An 18,774-nucleotide genomic window follows, 5' to 3' on the forward strand; every position below is an offset into this window, starting at 1 on the left:
AAGACATCCTCCTGAAACCGCGGCGGTACCGTCGTTGCGGCACTTGCTGTGGTGCATCCGTTCTAGTTCAGCGGACAAATGCTTGCCAGTTTTCCCGCCGGGTGGAGTTTCATCGCGCCCGGCTGCATTTCGTCCTGCCCGACCGACAGCCGGTCCCTTTGCCATCGCGACGAGACAAGCAATCGACGAAGATGCATCCATACCAGCCGGGCAACACCGCCCAGCCCAACCATCACACCGGAGCCACACCATGCAACGCAATCAAATCAACGCCCTGTTCGAAACCACCCTGTTCCTCGGCGTGGCCGTTCTGTTCGCAGGTGGTTTGCTGGGCGCGCTGCAAGCACCTGCCCACGCCGAACAACAGATGCTGGCCAAGCATGCCACCACGCAAGTGGCGCAGTGCGATGTAGCGCGCCGTGGTTGATCACTCACCGAATGACTCGCACTTGTGGTTCGGCCCCATCGATATGCCGGCGCTGGCGGTACTCCAGCCGCACTATCAAACCGTCCGCCCCGGTGTGCCGCCTTTATCTCAAGAACTGACCGATTTTGCCCGCGGCCATGGCCAACACGTGATGGTGGCTTGGCGGGCCGATGTGCCGGTTGCCTGTCTTGGCTGGGTAAGCGAGGAAGTGGCCCACAGCGGCCGGCTCTATGGCGCGCCTTTGTTGGCGACGGATGGCGAAGCGGCGGCCGGGCTGATCGTGCAGTTGCGGCAGATCGCCCAGCACTTGAATGCCCGCCAAATACGCATCAGCGCCTGGGCCGGAGAACGGGACAAGGCTGTCGCCCTGGTCGCGGCGGGCTTTGAGCCGCTATTCGAATGGGTGAATTTCGCCATCGATACCGCCGGTGCGCAGTCGCCGGACCTTCGCGCCAATCGCTGGCAGCTCGTAGCGCAGGACCAGCTCGATTGGACCCAGCTGGCCGCGCTATACAACGCCACCTTCCGCCACGTACCCAACTCGCCGCCGCGCGATGCGCTGAATATCGCGGACGACTGGGCGCGGGCGGACGGCTTGGCCAGCTGCGTGTTTGCCGACGCCGACGGCCACTATCGGGGCTTTGCCTTGATCGAGGAAGGCCACGTCAATGCCGTGGGCGTGGACGATGCGCTGCGCGGCAGCGGCCTGGCTGAGCTGATCTACCAATATGCCAGGGCCAACTTGGCGCAACGCGGCATGGACCGCTTGAAGGCCTTGGTTTCCAGTGCCAATCCAGCTTCGATGCGATTTCACCAGAAGCTGGGTTTCATCGAGGATCTGCCGCGCGGAACGGTGTATGAATTGACGCTGTGAAACCATGGCGCCGGGCCCAGAACGGTGCACCGGACCAGCGCTGTTCCATGGCGTAGTACTGCTGCTGCATCTGGCGGTAGTGTTCGAAGTCCAACTTCATCCTGGCCTGGTAGTCGTCCAGCAATTTGCCATCGCCGCGCGTCAGCAAGGCATGGATGGCGCAGCCGGCATGAATGCCGGAATTGAGTGCCTGTGGTATGCCACTGGATGACAAGGGATCGTGCGAGGTGGCGGCATCGCCGACCGCCAGCCAGCCCGGGTCGGCCAGTTGCTCCAATTGCCCGGAATGGGCCGAACAGACCCGCAGCCGCCCCAGCATCCGGCCGCGCTGCAACCGCGCCTGACTGTGTGGGAGCTGCGCCAGCGCCGCCTGCCAGCGATCGGGACTAGCCAGGCGACCGGCATGCACCAGGTCCGAGTCGCTCATCAGCGCGGCCACCAGCCGGTTCCCCGGCTGCTTGGCACTGTAGAACCAGCCGCCCGCATAGGTTTCCACCAGCGTGGACGCGTCTTCCGCCTCGCCTTCGCCGAACTGGAAGGTGGCGATCACCGCCGCCAGCCTATCGTGCCGCAAGCGCTTGACACCCAACAAACGCCCGAAGGCCGCCGCCTTGCCGCTGGCATCCACCACGAAACGGGCGCGCACGGTGCTGGCACCGCCGCTACGCCGCACGCGCAAGCGCCACCCGTCCTCGTCGCGCACGGCCGCCATCAGTTGGGCCCGGCGCCACAGCACGCCGCCGGCAGACTCGAAGCAACGGGCCAGCGTGCCGTCGAAGCGGGCGCGGTCCAGATGCCAGCCCAGGCCGTGGGGCGACAGGATAAAGTCGCGCGTCTGCATGCGCTCATCGCCCCAGGTGGCCCGTGATGAATAGGATGGCTGGTGCGCATCGGCCAGGAAAGCCGGCCAGACCCGCAGGTATTCCAGCAGGCCCTGCGCACCCGGCGACAGGGTTTCGCCGGTGCGGACCACCCGGTAATCCGAGCGCTCCAGCACCAGCACCGAGAGGCCGGTATGGTGGCGCAAGGTCAGCCCCACGCTGAGGCCGGCCGCGCCACCGCCCATCACCACCACATCGTATCGGGCCGGCCCGCCGGAATCGCTTTCCCTTGCACTCATTTGATGCCGGTCGCCGTGCCCTGGGCCAGGTAGGTGGTATTGCGCTCCGATTCGACGAAATACGGATAACGCTCCGTGCCCTTGTTGACGATAAAACCCAGGTCCTGCCACGACACCACCATCTGGTTGAAACTATTGATGCCCCGCTGGTAGTTGACGCTGGTGCCGGCCGCCACGATGGAATAAGTATCGAGCACCTGGAACACCCCGTTCGCATTCGGCCTGCTGACCGGCGCGTTGCTGACGAAACCATCCAAAGCCTGGTCGGCGGGGTCGACCGACCCCGCGTAGACCTGCATCGGGCTTTGTGGCGGCCACCAATACACGTAGTACGCCGGCGGCACCTGGATACCATCGTCGGCCGGGCTCTGGTTGATGGCCGGATTGGTGATATTGGGCGTCTGCACCGTGCAATCGAAGAAATCGGCCTGCCAGGGGATGGCCATACGCTTGGTCAGGTCGCCCGGTTCGGTGCCCTGGCCGTTCTGCGGATCGCTGGTGGTGCTGAGGCCCTCGGCGTAGTAATACTCCTCCAGCTTGAGGTTGCTGCCTTGCCAATGGGCGATGCGGACCTGGAAGGGCTTCGAGTACAGCAGCGGATTGCGCACGATCCAGGTCACCTCGATACCGGGGCTGAATGGCCCGCCTACGCAATTACCGATCGTTTCTCGGTCCAAGGCCGTCACGCCATGCCGGTCGTCGGACGCCGCCGGCCCGGTACTGAACTTGCCCTTGGCCCACTGGTGCATAAAGAAATACTGGGTCGGCGTCAGCGTCAGGAACTTGTAGATGATGTCGTTGGTGACCGAGTTGTCGCCCGAGTTGAGCGGCATCAGCGGTAAGCCGTCGTCGCTAAACAGCTGGTTGGGGCCATTCTTGATCTCGTTGATATAGCGATAGCTCTCGGCCGGCACCGGCACACGGTAATAGCTGAAATATTCCTCCCGCAGCGCACGGTTGGCTTCCGAGGGGTCGCTGGTATCGAAATCGGGACGCGAGAAATCGATCATCGACGGCACATTCGCCACCCAGCGATAGGACTGCGGCCGCACGATGATGGGTTTGATATCGCGCTCGTAGTTGGGCTGGTAGTTCGGATTGAAGCCGGCGATCGGGTTATAGCCGCCGTCATGCTTGATCGGGTGGCAGGCTGGATCGTACAACTGCGGGTCATACTGCAGATTGCGTACCGCAACGTCGTACACGGTGTCGTCCAGGGTAATGATATTGATCAGTTCCGGCGCGTACTTGGGACTGCCCACCACCAGCCAGGCCGGTTCCAGGTCGATGGTGCTGCCATCCTTCAGCGTCAGCCGGGCAAGCACATAGCCATCCGACACATCATCGAACCAGTTGTTGGCGCCGGCGAACGAGGAGATATCGCCCTGACCACCGGCCACGCCGAAGCCGCCCAGCACCAGCAGGTTGCCGGCATCGTCCATCATCAGGTCGCCCAGCGTGTCGATGCCGGTCGAGAGCGCGACCGGTGGAAACGCACCCTTGGTGTACTCTTTCGGGATGTTGTAGCGGCTGAAACTGTTCCGCTGCCCTGGCTGGCTGACCGAACGCGGCCCCGGATCGATGATGTATTGCTGCCGGTTGGGCACGGCGGCATTGGGAATATCGGGATTGCGCAGCGGCACGTGCTGCGCCTCGTAGCTATTGTCGGCACCGAACATCAGGTCGCCGTTCAGCTCGGCGAACGAGTACCAGACCGCCTTCTTGTTGGCGATATGCACGGTCCAGCAGATGCTGGCCACCGAACCGTCCTGCAGCGACAGCTCGCGCGGTGCGCCTCCACCGTGCTCGAACACCTTGAACCGCGCCGCCTGGCGCTTGATGGCGCCGGCCGCGTCCTTGAAACGATCGGTATGGACGGGCTTGCCATCGCACAGGATGGCATTGCCGTGCTTATCGCATTCGATCGGCAGGCCGCCGGTCGTTTCCGGACCGATGTAGAAGCCCTGCGGGCTATTGCCCACCCGCGCGATGCCGATCTTGGGATGAATACTGTAGTGCTTGGCCATATGCATGCTCCTTGGAGAAATCCGACGGAAACGGCGATTTCATCAGCAGGCCGGTCCCATAAAAGGCGGGCATCGGCGAGCCAGGGCATGCGGCGGAGACGACGGGTCGGCTCCTCCTGGGCGCTGGCCGTCTTGACCTGCGCCAGGATCCGTCGCGGGAGCGGGATGGCGCGGCAAGCAGCAGTGCACGGCCTACGGGTGGCAGGCGGGCATTTCCTTGGGAGCGAGCAGGTAAACCGTTCCGTCAGCGACAGCGCAAAGCGCGTTCGCCGGTAAATCGGCCAATGGGAACAGCATGGATTTCCTCCTGCATCCGGCACCCGCGCCGTCATGGCGGCGCTTGTTATGGTGCATCCGTTCTAGACCAGAGCGGACTGAGCTGGCAAGTTTTGGTGGGTGGGTGGGCCGGTCACCTAGCCGCCGAAAAACGGAAGCCGTGGACTAATCGATGAGGAGCTTTTTCCGAGGCTATGAAAACAGTTCAGCGTGTGTGCCACTGCGAACGAACACCACCATACTGCTTCTACCTGAATCGTCGAGGGTATAGACAAGCAGGAAATCCCCACCGATGTGGCACTCCCGGTGGCCTGCCCAGTCGCCCTTTAACGGGTGATCCAGCCATTCAGGAGGAAGCGGCCCATCGTTCACGATGAGCAGCGTCATGGCTTCCTTGAGCCGGTTCATGTCATACCGGCCGGAATGGGACAGGCGCTGCCAATCCTTTAGGAAGTCCTTGGTGTAGTCCGACACGCGGGGCAGGTTGGTCCGTTTACTCGCGGCTGGCTTTTTCGATGTCATCGATCAGGGCATCCCCGGAGGCGAAGCGAGCACTGCGGCTCTTGATGATCTCGCGGGCCTCAGCAATTGCAACGCGGCTTCTTGCATTCGGTGCCTTAATGTCAAACGGCAGCTCCTGGTCAGCCACGACGCGAGTAAGAAAAACACGAATCGCGTCGGAAACTGAAAGACCCATCGAGGCCAACGTCTCCGTCGCCTGCGCTTTGAGTTTCTCGTCCACACGGACGTGCACCATAGATGTGGTAGCGGCCATAACGGACTCCAATATTGATCACTTGAGATACATTGTATCTCGTCATGATTACCGCTACAAAATCTTGGCTCCTGTTAACTATCTAGCTTGGTTATCAAATGCAACTCGGCCGAGATGTGTAAACGAGGTCAATTCGCTCACTCGGTTACCCTGTTGATCGCCTGTTCGCTTCCGGATTTGTACAAGGCAGGAGCGGATTGATTTGGACCGCGGGGGTACCGGCTTATGCCGGCACCCCCAACCCTTTACATCAAACGATTCGCCGTAAGCATCGGCGTATGCAACTCATGCGTCGGAACGTTCTGTTGCAGCGAGGCCGCATCCTGCGGCGCGAACGCTGCCATGGCGCCAATCATGCCGGCCAGTTGCTGATCGATCGAGATGGTTTGGGCGACCATGGCAGGGCGCCCCTGTGCGGTTTCGCCCGCATCGGCCTGCATGCCCGCCACGGTTACCGCCTTGATCTGGATATGGGCGTCATACCAGATTGCGCCATCGCTGAATTTGAAGCGCTCGATGCGGTAGCCGGCGGCATTGGCGGCGTCGAAGTAGTTCTCGACCGTCACCTTGTCGCTGGCGCCGTACTTCAGCACCAGATTGCTGCCGACCCGTTGTACCGCGCTGATCTCGGTCGATTTCACGTCGTTGAACTGGATGGTATCGACGTTGTTCGCCGTGGTATCGAAATCACGGATCACGTCGGCGCCACCGCCCTTGGCCAGGACGTAGGTATCGCTGCCGATCCCGGCATCCATGCGATTGGCGCCGTTGTTGCCGGTCATCAGGTTGTTCAGGGCGTTACCGGTGATGGCGGCGGTGCCTGCCACCAGCGTGAGGTTTTCGACATTGTCGGCCAGGGTGAAGCTGGCGCCGGTGATGACGGTATCGCTGCCTTCGCCGGCCTTTTCCACGATCACATCGCGGCCGTTGTTGACGATATAGAAGTCGTGGCCCAGCCCGCCGGTCAGGGTGTTGTCGCCCGAACCGCCGTCGATCAGGTCGTTGCCCAGCTCGCCGAACAGCTTGTCGTTACCGGCACCGCCACGCATGGTGTCGTCGCCGTCGCCGCCGTACAGCCAGTCGTCGCCTTCGTCGCCCATCAGGGTGTCGATACCGGCTTCGCCGCGGAGGGTGTCGTTGCCGAGACGGCCGTTGAGTGCGTTGCTCGCCGAATTGCCCACCAAGGTATTCGCCAAGTCATTGCCGATGCCGTCGATCTGCTCGGAACCGGTCAGGCTCAGGTTTTCCACCTGTTCGCCCAACTGGTAGGTAACCGACGAATTTACGGTGTCGATACCGTCGTCCGCAAGTTCGCTCACCACATCGGCTGCGTTATCCACCACATAGCTGTCGTTGCCACCACCGCCATGCAGGGTATCCGCACCCACACCGCCATCTAGCTGATCGTTGCCACCGAAACCACTGATGGCTTCGCCACGGGCGGTCCCGACCAAAGCATTGTCATGGTCGGTACCGCGCGGCGGCGCCATGCCCTCTAGATCTGCCCAAGACAGACCGCTTCCATCGCCGAATATCAGCCATTCGATGCCCAGCCCGTGCGGCGTTTCTTCGGTCGGCGCCAATAGATGGATACCCCTATTGCTGCCCCAGGATATATTCAGGTAGTCATTCCCGTCGGCTAGCCTGATCCAGCTCAATTGCAAGTGTTCTGCGCGGATGGCGCCTTGAAGGTAGATCGTGTCGGCAACGGAATCCCAATTTGCGCTTTCAGGATTCCCATCAATAAAGCTTCCTGCAAGTTCATCCTCTTCGATAAAGCTTGTATAGAAGTTGCTATCGTAAAACCCCGTATCGGCGATGGTATCCCAACCTGATTCGTTGTCGGTAAACACATAATAACTATCCGCACCGGCACCACCATTAAGAAAGTCGTCGCCATCCCCGCCGATCACCTCATCCTGGTAGTTGGTCCCCAAAATGGTATCGTTACCATCGTTACCATACACAAAGCTGCCAGCACCATTTGGAAGGAACAGGTTGTAACCTTGCAGCACATGGTTCAATGAATGCTGCTCGAACTGTAAAGCCAGCAGCATGGTAGGGAAGTCAGGTCCACCCGCGTGCATATTTGTTAATGTGCCCGAGTCTATCCGTGCCGCCGGTATCGCCTCCACTGGATGCACCGCAATAAAATCGTCACCTTTCCCGGCATCGACCACATGCATTGGGTCATTCAAATAGATCGTGCTTGAACTATCTCCACTGCTCAAAATTTCAAGCGTCACCTTGTAGCTTTCGGGCGGTATTGGAACGGCCTCGACCACGGTCTCGACGGCGTTTGCCCACCCTCCATCAACCGTTGTGGTCTCCTCGACGTAACCACCATATAAGGTACTCCCTCCATACGGATGCGCGCCACTACGCACCTGGCCGGAAACGTCTATCCATAGTGGATTTCTAGTATCCACCGTTATAACCGCGTCCCTAGGGACCCGCCTTGCGGGATTAGCTCGACGGGTAGTCAGCTTGTACATGGGATCTATTGGATAGGTAACGGGGTCGAACGCCGTCGCACCATTGATCAACGTGAAATTATCGGCACGGGAAATTGTCGACACCGGCAAAAGAACACCTAGGCCGCCATTCAGCTCATAAGCGAACTGCGCCTTGGCTAACGATGACTCCTTGGCCCGTTCGATGAACGCGTCGCGCAAACTCTCAATGTTTACTGGTTCCAAACCAAACTTCGAAAACAAATGGGCAGGAACCACGTCAGCTAATGGTACCGCCGCCGCTTCATCGGTCTTTAGCCGCCATTTCTGCGACGATGCGCCATTCGGCATACTGAAATAGTCCTGCACGATGGCCTGCGCACCGGTTCTTTTTACAATCAACAGCAAGTTTTTGCCGCGTCGGGTTACCGTCAAATCGGCCGCACGGAGTCCGGCATCCAATACCAAGGTATTGCTACCCGAATCGCTCAATCGGCTGATCCCCGCCGAACCACCCCAGAGATAGGAGTCATTACCCGCGCCACCGAGCAAGGTGTCGTTGCCGCCCTCGCCCGCCAACCAGTCGTCGCCTTCCTTGCCCGTCAATCTGTCGTTGCCCGCACCGCCATACAACGAGTCATTGCCCGTACCACCTGCCAGCGAATCATTACCGGTAGTGCCATGCCGAACCCTGTCTCCCTTGAAACAAGCGTCGAGCAATTCCTCCAAGGACAAAGACTGTCCATCGAAACTGAATCGACCCACAACGCCATCCATACCATTCTGGATGGACACCCCACCCCTGCCTTCGTCGTAGCGAATATCCAACCAACGATTGCCGCTCTCATCCTCCCGGTAGCTGGCGACTACCTCCTGGCTAGCGACACCTTCGAATACCAGCCGGTTGTTTTCACCCACCAGATCGGAAAGCACGTCGATGCCATCCAGCCGGGCCATACGGTAGGTGTTAATGCCCTGTCCGCCTTGCACCACGTCGTTGCCGGCACCACCGTACAAGATATCGTTACCGTCGCCGCCTTCGAGCAAATCGTCTCCCCGGCGACCGGACAGGCTATCGTTACCTCCTAGTCCACTCAAGGTGTCGGCGCCGGTACTGCCGATCAGTAGATCGGAACCTTCGGTCCCATTCGATGGCTCGTACGCTTCATACAGTCGAAAGATCGAACCGTCGTCGAGCTGCAGCTTCTCGATGGCACTATCCTGCCCATTTTTGATCAGGATCTGATCATGGTCGTTAAAGTAGATTGTCAGATCGCGGCTATTGGGGGTCAGCGAGAAAGAGATATCTTCGATGCGAATCCCCCCCTGGAGCTGCAAGATATCCTTGCCACCCAAATCGACGATCTGGTCCTTCCCATCTCCAAGCCGGTAGCTATAGGTATCATCGCCCTTACCACCATCAAGCCTATCGTCCCCGACGCCGCCCACTAGCCGGTCGCTACCGTCGTCACCGTTGAGCGAGTCGTTGCCGGCATCGCCGACTAGCGTATCGTTACCCTTGCCCCCATCAAGCAGGTCATGGCCTTCATACCCCTTCAAACTATCGTCGCCGCCAAAGCCGCGTAGCGTGTCCGCCGAAGCGCTGCCCAGTAAGAGGTCAGCGCCATCCCCTGTTTCGTTTTGGCCATCGTCCAAAATATTATCGAGTGATAAATTAGTACCATCGCTAAATTGGACCCGTTCGATTGCACTGTCCAAACCATTTCGGATTAGGAGTTGATCCTGTCCATTTAGTAGGATAGTTAAATCGCCGCTATCAGTGTCATGACTGAAATTAAGGTCAGAGGCACGGATATCTCCCTCGAAAACAAGGGTGTCCTTGCCGTCAAGATCATCGATCCTGTCCAAACCATCGCCACGCTGGTAGATATAAGTATCGTCGCCCTTGCCGCCGTCCAGAATATCGTCGCCGTTACCGCCTTCGATCCGGTCGCTACCGCCGTCACCGCTTAGCGTGTCATTACCGGCATCGCCGAGCAGCGTATCGTCGCCACCGTTGCCATCGAGCTGGTCGCCCAGCAAGGACCCAGCCACCGAGTCATTAAGTTGGCTGCCAAAGAATCCATCCGCTTGTTCGTCGTCCGCGAAATCCAGCTCAATGGCCTCGGCAAAGGCGGTATTCATCAATTCCTTGAATGACAGCTCTATACCGGCATTCGCGCCGTCATCACTCGCCGTAGCCACATCCGCTGCCACATTCGTGCGCATGGCGGCGACGATTTTTCCGGAAGTAGACGGGTCTGTTGGCAGGACAGAGAAACGGAACTTGCCGCTTTTCAGACCACCCATTAACGCGAACTTGCTAGTGGGAGTAGTAAAGATCAGGTCCTTGCCCTGGCGACGGATATCCGTATCCGGCAATGCCGCGCCTAGCACGATACGGTTGCTGCCTTGGGTATCGACGATGGACGACACCAAGGTCGAACCACCATCCGGGCTGGCGAAGCTCATCAAATAGGTGTCATCACCTGCGCCGCCATGCAGGGCATTCGCTTCGCTGCCGCCGTCGAGCGTGTCATCGCCGTCTTCGCCAAACAAATCATCCCTGCCGACCCCACCGATCAGCATGTCGTTGCCCTTGCCGCCTTGCAAGGTATCGTCGCCCCCGCCGCCCAACAGCATATCGGCGTCATCGCCACCGAACAGCAGGTCCTTGCCGTCGCCAGCATCGAGCGAATCGGCACCCGCCTCGCCGCGCAAGATGTCATCGCCCTCGCCGCCCTGCAAGGTGTCGTTGCCACCTTCGGACGCCTCTCCGCTCACATAAGCGGCGCGGTCACCTGTCAGTTCGTCGTTGCCGCTACCGCCCACCAGCGAGTCGGCGCCCTTGCCACCGAACAGGAAATCGCTGTCGCTACCTCCTTCGAGTAGATCGTCGCCAAGATTGCCCTCCAGCGTGTCCTTGCCTTCGCCGCCCAGCAAGGTATCGCTCTTACCCTCCGCCCCCTCCTCACCCACGTCGGAAGCACGATCGCCCGCCAACCAGTCGTCGCCGCTGCCGCCCAGCAAGGAATCGGCACCGCCGTTGCCATACAAGGTGTCGTTGCCATCGCCGCCGTTGAGGGTGTCGTTGCCATGCTGGTCGAACGGCAAGACGCCAAGGTTGTCGAGATCGCCCAGCACGAAGTCCGCGCCGGTTCCGCCGTTCAGCGTGTCCGCGCCAGCACCGCCTATCAAGATATCGGCCCCGCTGCCGCCATCAAGGTAGTCGGCGGCATGACGGTCGGAGGGGACAAGATTGACTTCATCACCATCGCCTACCAGGCGATCGTCGTCTTCGCCCCCAGCAGCGTGTCGCTGCCGGCCTGGCCAAGGAGCATATCCTTGCCTCTGCCACCATCCAGCCAGTCATTACCGGCTGCCGCCCATAAAGCCGCAGTGCCCACGGCCGCTTCATCGGCGTCTTGCGCCCAAAAGTCGCCCTGCAATTGATCGTCATCGTCGCCGCCGTAAAGCTCATCGGCGCCGCCTTGTCCAATCAGGAAATCTTTTCCCTCGTCGCCGAACAAGCTGTCATTGCCCTGCTGTGCCAGCGCCGTCCGCCCCCACCAACCCGCCAAGGGCCGGGTGTCGGCAGTACCGTCGCCCCGCACGAGATCGTCGCCCGACCCACCGGACAGCAAATCCGCGCCGCCCATGCCGTAAAGTATGTCTGTGCCCGCTTCGCCCATGACATGGTCGTCGCCACCACCGGCAAAAACCCTATCGTCGCCCGCACCCGCACCAATCAGATTGCCTTCGTCAGCGAGGGGATCATTGAGGGCGCGCCGTCCAGGCCCTTCGATATTCAGGATGTTTTTACCTTGGCCGGCCTGGACCTCGATCTTCCATCCACGCCCTTCCTCAAGTACACGGAATCCATCCGTGGTCTCGGGCGATTCGCCTACCGCAACCTGATCCAGCTCCGCGCTGTTGGCGCCGAAGATGACGTCGTGCCCATCGCCACCGATCAGGGTGTCGCGCCCTAAACCGCCGGCCAGCAGATCGCTGCCGGAGCCGCCATCGAGCACATCATTGCCGTCGCGGCCATTCAGAAGATCATTACCGCCCAAGCCAAGGAGGGTATCAACGCCTCTTCCGCCCTGCAGATTGTCGAAGAAGAATTCTTTCTTGGTTTGCGTAACGACCAGATTACCTTGTGCGTTGGTCTTGAGATTGCCCTGTGCGTCTAGCTCGGGCGCCAGGTCGCCGACAATCGCGCCGTTGGCTTGTTCCGGTTTGGCGTCACTCAAACTAATCTGCAAGCAGCCCGGCTGCCAACCGCGGATTTCGACGAATTGCTTGGAATCCTTCAGGCCAACGATCAGGGTATTGCTGCCATTTGCACCGGGGACCAAGGTATAGGTAAACGGCGAGTCGTCGCCACCCACCCAGTATCGATCTTCGACTTTCTGCACCCCGGCACCATCAACCAATTTTCCGGCAAAGGTCAGCGTGCCCAGGCCATCGGCATCGACAATGACATCATTGCCATCGCCAGCCGCCACCGTATAGTTGTCGGCGCCCACGCCGCCTTCCAGCCAGTCGTTGAGCTTGCCGCCGTTCAGCGCATCGACGCCATCGCCACCGTACAAGGCATCGTTGCCATCGCCGCCCAACAGGGTATCGTCGCCTGCATCGCCGCGGAGCACATCGTGCTTGGCGCCGCCATCGAGCAAATCGCCGCCGTCGCCACCGCGCAGTTCATCCTCATCGTCCTCGCCGTAGAGTTCGTCCTTTTCGGCGCCCCCTTCCAGCCAGTCGGCGCCGGCACCGCCCCACTGACGGTCTTCACCCACGCCGCCATACAGGGCATCACCACCGTCTCCGCCGCGCAATTGATCCTTGCCCTTGCCACCGTAAAGCGCATCGCGACCGTGGCCGCCTTCCAGAATGTCGTCACCCGCCATGCCATATAGCGTGTCGTCGCCAAGCTCGCCGATCAGGCTGTCGTTGCCATCGCCGCCTTCGAGATAGTCGTTGTCTCCCCCGCCATTGAAGGTATCGTTTCCTTTGCCGCCATAGAAGTGATCGGCGAAGTTCGCGCCCTTCAGGTCTTTGCCGCCATTCTCCGCAAACGTAACTTGATTGAGCTTGGCGAACTGAATCGAGCCGGGCTTACCCTCGACAACGAACGTTTGATCGAGAAGCTCGTCGCGGAATGTCCAAGACTCCGGCGCGGCATTGCGAAGATGGTCGAGATTGAGTTGGTTGCCCTTGATCAACCATGACAGCATGGCGGCACGATCCGCCAGATACATATCGGTAAAGTTCAGATTGCCGTCTTTACGCTTGGTTTCGGTATCGACTTTATCTTCTTCCCACAATGCCGCCAGTTCGGCGTGCGCATCCTTCAGCACAGGCAGCGCAGCCTCGCCCAGCAAGGCAAACGGTGACAATTGAATCAGCGCAAGGAAGGCGCCAAATTCCGTACGCGGATTCAATGCAACGCCGCCGTCAGCGAGGACAAGCTTTACATTACCTGCGAGCGTGGTGAAAGCATCGCTTTTGCTGATCTTATCCAATGCAGCATGAAAGCTTTCCCTACCGGTGTAAGTTCCAACATCGCTTATGATATGCCAGGTATTGCCGGCAAGACTACCCTTCAGATCCTTATCAAGCTTTACGCCTAGCAGCTTGGCAAGCGCATTCACAGCCTTTTCGAGCACGTCACCTTGGGCAGTACCTTGATTATCCGTCTCGCCATCAATATTCCCTTTTTTTGCCGTGCTCTTATCAAATGCACCGAGCACTTTGCCCAGCAAAACCGCGTCTGCACCACCATCCAGCTGCGAAAATGCATTTTGCACACTCAGCGAATCAATCGCCAGTACGAGACTATGCGTATCGCCGAAATCATTTTTATCATACCCGTTCACAAGCAGCTTCAGGCCATCAGCGCCTTGGCTAAGTCTGAAAGCGTCATATACTTCACCAAGAACGTTACCACGGTAATTTGGCTGATCCTCTATGAAAACAGGAGTAGGTTTCCCGTAATGCACTTGAGAATTCGCTACCATACTAGGGTAAGTGTCGCCGTAGACGTCATAGAAATTAGCGATCACCCCTCCTTTGTAGGTATTCCGATCGCCACTGATTACATTACGCACCCCCGACGTAGAGTCAAGGAAATTGAACGCAGAAACACTTTCGGTACGTCTCGCCGCCAACAAAGCGGCAATCTGGTAATCCAATCGCGCGCTTTCTATGTTGATTTTTTGCGGCGGCTTGATATTTCGCTGGTTACCGCTGTCGACTAACAGCCCTACCCGATCGTTTTCGGACAGAATAAGATTGATATTTTCCAAGGCTTTGTACAACACAGCCCAGTCTGCATCATCAACCATACCCTTCATTGTACCAACTCTCGCAATATTGAGAGTACTTACCGCCGTGCCAGGCTTGAGCTCCTGACGAAGAATGCCATAGACCTCGTTTAGCGCCGCATCTTTAAATACAATTTGATTACCATCGGTATTTTTTCGCTGCCTATCAAAATCGGCAATAATATCCGACAGAAAATCGCCGACCTTGATCTTGCCGACACCCGCGCCATTGAAGGTGTAAGTTGCCGTGATCGGCCCCTGGTGCAGCAGATTGAACGCGGTCGCGAGGTGCCCCCCAAGCGAATAGCCGGTCACCGCGAACTGCTGCCCCTGCAAAGGGCCGCCGTCCTTACTTAGTTCCGCGTACCAATTCTCCATGTCCGCGATTTGACCAAATGCCCAGCCTTTATCCTTGATTTCCATCGAATTGGTGGCTTGATTGTCGCGGGCGGCGTCGTCGATAAATTCGGTGGAGCGAAACGACAGGACGTTTTCGCCGGTTTTAGTGTTGTGGAATAGCGTCCCACTGAAACCCGTTGCGGTGTTTTCTTTCTGGGTCTTTACAACCCAACCTTCATCGATAAATTTCTGCGCCTGAATACCTGTGAACTTACTGGCGTGGCCATTACCCCAAACCAACGCGGGCTTAAAGGCATCCCCAATCTTTAATACATTACCTTCCGAAAGGAAAGCCTCAGCAGCCATTTGCAAGTTGGCATATTTTAACAGGTCCGAAACTGCCGGTATTACTTATTCTCCAGTAGGAATTAAAACTTTTTCAACAAAATCAAGAGTTTGATAGATCTGCGCGGAAAAACCCCGATACTTTTCCAGCCGACCAGGTTTTCGATCGAACCCCGGGCACGCTGTATCCGCAGCAAATCCCCAGGGCGAGCGCCCACCACTATTACTACCTTGCCCGAGATCAATCATGTAACCAATGCGCTCGGCAATAACTTCTTTCGTCTCCATATCAACCACCCGTAGCGAGCTACCCGCGATCCAGTATTTCCTATCTTCACGCGTGGAAATGTCGTCATAGATCACACCATAACGAGGAGGCGTAACTTTGGTTAACATTTTATCCGATATAAAAATGGTGCTTCCCGGGTCAGCGAAGGGTGCTGGATCTGCTTTTCTGTATCCCGTATAGCGATAACGCAAGCCATCTTTCTTATCAATTGCGTCAACATATAAGTATCCTGTTCTAGGCGGCCAACCAAGAGGAAGGGGAAAAGGATATATGTAATGCCCTCGAAGAAAGCTTCGAGGGTAGGCTTCCCCATCAAAATCAGCGCCATATGGATCATTCAGCGCGAATTGGTCTTGGAAGTTCACACCCTCCGGCCGAAGTTTCATTAGGAATATTCCATCTACACCACTTACCTTACGGTAGATTTTCTCCCCCGCGCCTTTGCAGCGACTCTCATACAATGCCTTAGCGGCGGCCGCTGTGGCAGCACTTTTCGTTTTTTCACGATAATCATGCAGCCCCCACGTGATGGGTAAATATCCAAACACCAGCACCACCAAAATTGTGCCCAGACACTTCACCCACAGCGTTTTTGGAAACAACCAAGCAAACAGCAAAACTGTTATTGCTACGGTCCAATATATCGGCCCCATAAAATTGACAACCCAAACAAAGGGCGTCCAAATCGATTCGCCAAATGACATGAAATATTTACCTGTAAATTAACAAGAAAGTATTGCGCCTAACCATGGGTTCGAAATGGGTTTAAACCCATCTCACTCCGCATCAAGCGATCAGCCTGCATTACGCGCAAGCCATTACTTTCGGAGCGGGGAACCGGTTTATGGGCATCTCCGACATGCCGTATGGCGCATCATGTGAGTGCGCTGGCTCATATCGCTTACCGGGATCGGACGACGATAGTGGAAACGCAAGCTGGCCGTCATCGCGCCAGAACAGGAGGCCTGGATATTTCGAGGAAGCAGGACAACAGTCGTCAAAACAGTCTTTCAGGGGCGCAAGACCGCGAACATTACCAACTTTATCTATACAAAACAATGCCTTTCGTCTGAAACCGAAGCCGTGACGCCAACGCAGAAACTTGCCGCATGGTGCACTAGGGATACCACCTAGCCAACCTTCGACGTGAAGCGGCGTACCATGTGCCAGTTTGGCTGGGACGGCCCACCCCTTCTTCGAAGCAGCCAGAACCAAGCTTGAGGTGGCTTAGCGCACGGGGAGGTAAATTCGGTCATACTATGAAATTCGCTGCGCAGCGAATAATGTGATTATGCCGAATTTTTACCTGTCGCAACGATGCGGTGTCGGCATCGCGGTACTACAGGTAGTGGGTTTCTCACCAGCCTGCCAATGCTCGGCGGCGTCCCGTCTCTATCCAATACGTACAAGTAATTGTTCGATGACTTCACTGGCTTCGCGCTGGCGTAATATCCGCGCCTCTCGTTGTGCCGGTTCGCCGCCTTCGCCCAACTCGAACTTTGCCACGGCGACCGGACCATCCTTGAGATAGCCCTCGGTATTGGCATCCCGCGCAAAGCGGATTCGCAATAGGTCCAAGGCGTCTTTCACGACTTCGCGATGCTTGCCGCCAAGTGCTTGGCGAAACTTCTGCGCCATCGCGTCTGTGCTTTCAAAAGCATGCTCCAGGCAATAGACCAGGTCATGTGCATCCTTACGTTCGAAACGCTGGTCAAACGCGAACGCTTTCAGGCACGTAAAGCTGACCAGATCGGCATGCTTGATCCTTTCGACGGCAATTCCGTCACCACCCAGCAGCTCAGCCTTGATTTCGGCGACCTCATACAGATCGAATACGATGGACGAGTGCGGGATGTTTATGGCCGAGATTGCCCCCTCTGTTGGCAGTGGTTGTACCCGGCCTCCCGCAATCTCTGGCGCGTCCGTCAGAAATTCCAGCACCATGAGGCTCCATGCTCGGTACGGGCCTGCCAACGCCAGGAGAGCTTTTGTTGCTTGTCGTTTTCAGCTCGCTCGAAACCCATCTTCTTCAGATTCTCTTCGAGCGTGTGGTAGGCATCCGTGTTGGCCAGTATCTGCAGGTCGATCACGATATCGACGTCCGTCGTTCCTGCGTGCGCTGGTACCGTAGGGGGGCGACCCTTCACTAGATAACGAGGCGTGAGTCCCCCTACGAGATAGACCGACTCCTTCCAAGGGCCCAACCCGCGCAATAGCGTTACGAGGACGCGCTCGCAGTCATACGTGCATTGGTCGTTGTAGCCGTCGAATGTCGTTGGCTTGGCCATCAGAATCCGATCCTTTCCCTGCGCAGATGCTCAGCCATCTCCTTGGCGCGCCCCTCGCCGCGCAGCAGGTCAAGATAAACCTGCACGGGGCTAGCCAACCAGAGGCCATTGACTTGCTCGCGAAACAGTAGTTCTCCTGCAGTTTTCGTCTCGATGACAGTGAGGTTTGCTCCTTCGGTGACAAAGCGTGCATCCAGCTCTGCAAATGCCGCATCCGCGCCAGGGCTGGGTATTAGCCAAGCGCGCACCTGCGATACGCTGGATAAAAACGGCGCATAGCGTTGCGCGGCGGCTTCGAAGCTCACCGCATAGACGACCTGATGCTCATCGAAAACCCGCCCCAGGCGCTGGATCTGCGCATCGGACTTCAGCCCGGGTACGTAATAGCGACGCGATATCGGCACGGTTGAGCCCGCAAGCCGTTCAGCCCATGCGTTTAACAATTCGCCCGGCTCGCGTAAGTGGCGCTCCTTGCCTGGTCCTTTTCCGCGAGACGCAAGCCAATCGAACCGTTCCAACTCGCCCAAAACATCGGACGCTGTAGAGGGCGCCACTTGGGCACGCAAGGATACGTCTGTAACGCCAAACCAGTCCTGCGGGTGAATCAGAAGCGCATGTAGAACATTTGCGCGCCGCCCAGAGAACAGCGATCGCACTGTCTTCTCCTGGGGCTTTGGTTGCGGCTTGTCGATAAGTACATAGACCCCCGGAGCCGACAGAAACAGGCTACCGCCACTGTCGTAGTAGCCGACATGCTCCGCCTGAAGTAGTTCCTTCGCCCCGGGCGACAGCGATTCGGCAGCTAGAAGAAATTGGACATCGGCTCGGTACACCGAACGTAGTTCTTTGAATTGCGATAGCAGTTGACGTACGTCTCGTGGGCAAGCAGTTTTTTTCGTCGTAATGGCGACTACGACCGGCTCGACCGTGGTGCGGAGTCGGACTTCCGCGACTATCTGCCTGAGGCAGGCCAAGGAAGAGTCCCACAGGACCGACTCGACGTCTACATTTGGCAGCGCCTCAAGCGTGGCCACGAATCGCTCGATCAGAGCACAACCAGGAGAGATATATTCGGTCATTTATCGATATTCTCTGTACAGCGAATAATACTGCTATACCGAATATAGATAGAAAAACTTGCTCCCCATGCTCAGAAAGGGTGATTTCTCCAATCTTGCCACTCGTCATTTCGTGCGTAGACCGCTCCGGGAGAGGCAACGAAACGAGACACACGT

Annotated in this window: 12 protein-coding genes; 2 read left to right on the forward strand and 10 right to left on the reverse strand. The window is 57.9% G+C overall.

Annotated elements, in window-relative coordinates; genetic code table 11:
• Window positions 1-250 precede the first annotated feature (250 nt).
• Together FNU76_RS24065 and FNU76_RS09435 are read left to right on the forward strand one after the other, a co-directional pair.
• On the forward strand, window positions 251-427 hold the full coding sequence (locus FNU76_RS24065; protein ID WP_179958410.1) for a hypothetical protein: 177 nt from the start codon (window positions 251-253) through the stop codon (window positions 425-427).
• Window positions 420-1,301, forward strand: coding sequence for a GNAT family N-acetyltransferase (locus FNU76_RS09435; protein WP_144277970.1), 882 nt, complete (start codon window positions 420-422; stop codon window positions 1,299-1,301). The genes FNU76_RS24065 and FNU76_RS09435 overlap by 8 nt, the downstream gene beginning before the upstream one ends.
• Here FNU76_RS09435 and FNU76_RS09440 read toward each other — a convergent pair.
• From FNU76_RS09440 to FNU76_RS24075, 10 genes are all read right to left on the reverse strand, one after another.
• On the reverse strand, window positions 1,255-2,421 hold the full coding sequence (locus tag FNU76_RS09440) for a tryptophan 7-halogenase (protein ID WP_144277971.1): 1,167 nt from the start codon (window positions 2,419-2,421) through the stop codon (window positions 1,255-1,257). The two genes, FNU76_RS09435 and FNU76_RS09440, sit on opposite strands and share 47 nt — an antisense overlap.
• Window positions 2,418-4,448 (reverse strand): CTQ-dependent lysine 6-oxidase LodA, encoded by a 2,031-nt coding sequence (gene lodA / locus FNU76_RS09445; RefSeq protein WP_144277972.1) that lies wholly within the window; start codon window positions 4,446-4,448, stop codon window positions 2,418-2,420. Before lodA ends, FNU76_RS09440 begins: the two co-directional genes overlap by 4 nt.
• Window positions 4,449-4,916: 468 nt before the next feature.
• Entirely contained in the window at window positions 4,917-5,246 is a 330-nt protein-coding gene (locus tag FNU76_RS09450) for a type II toxin-antitoxin system YafQ family toxin (protein WP_144277973.1), read from the reverse strand.
• On the reverse strand, window positions 5,218-5,499 hold the full coding sequence (locus tag FNU76_RS09455) for a type II toxin-antitoxin system RelB/DinJ family antitoxin (protein ID WP_144277974.1): 282 nt from the start codon (window positions 5,497-5,499) through the stop codon (window positions 5,218-5,220). The genes FNU76_RS09450 and FNU76_RS09455 overlap by 29 nt, the downstream gene beginning before the upstream one ends.
• A gap of 245 nt (window positions 5,500-5,744) precedes the next feature.
• Window positions 5,745-11,321: a calcium-binding protein gene (locus FNU76_RS09460; RefSeq protein WP_308418639.1), complete on the reverse strand. Its 5,577-nt coding sequence runs from the start codon at window positions 11,319-11,321 to the stop codon at window positions 5,745-5,747.
• The gene (locus FNU76_RS09465; RefSeq protein ID WP_144277976.1) at window positions 11,231-14,983 is read right to left on the reverse strand and encodes a hypothetical protein; all 3,753 of its coding nucleotides are present in this window, start codon (window positions 14,981-14,983) and stop codon (window positions 11,231-11,233) included. Before FNU76_RS09465 ends, FNU76_RS09460 begins: the two co-directional genes overlap by 91 nt.
• Before the next feature lie 45 nt (window positions 14,984-15,028).
• Window positions 15,029-15,955 carry a hypothetical protein gene (locus tag FNU76_RS09470; RefSeq protein WP_144277977.1) on the reverse strand — a complete coding sequence of 309 codons (927 nt, stop codon included), beginning with the start codon at window positions 15,953-15,955 and terminating at the stop codon, window positions 15,029-15,031.
• 688 nt (window positions 15,956-16,643) lie between these two features.
• A complete protein-coding gene (locus FNU76_RS24505; protein WP_223879277.1) occupies window positions 16,644-17,195 on the reverse strand; it encodes a hypothetical protein in 552 nt (183 codons plus the stop codon).
• A complete protein-coding gene (locus FNU76_RS24510; protein WP_223879278.1) occupies window positions 17,177-17,539 on the reverse strand; it encodes a hypothetical protein in 363 nt (120 codons plus the stop codon). Before FNU76_RS24510 ends, FNU76_RS24505 begins: the two co-directional genes overlap by 19 nt.
• Complete coding sequence (locus tag FNU76_RS24075) at window positions 17,539-18,618, reverse strand: hypothetical protein (RefSeq protein WP_179958411.1); 1,080 nt, start codon at window positions 18,616-18,618, stop codon at window positions 17,539-17,541. The genes FNU76_RS24510 and FNU76_RS24075 overlap by 1 nt, the downstream gene beginning before the upstream one ends.
• Between the last annotated feature and the right edge of the window lie 156 nt (window positions 18,619-18,774).

This window comes from Chitinimonas arctica, from assembly GCF_007431345.1.
Lineage (GTDB): Bacteria > Pseudomonadota > Gammaproteobacteria > Burkholderiales > Chitinimonadaceae > Chitinimonas > Chitinimonas arctica.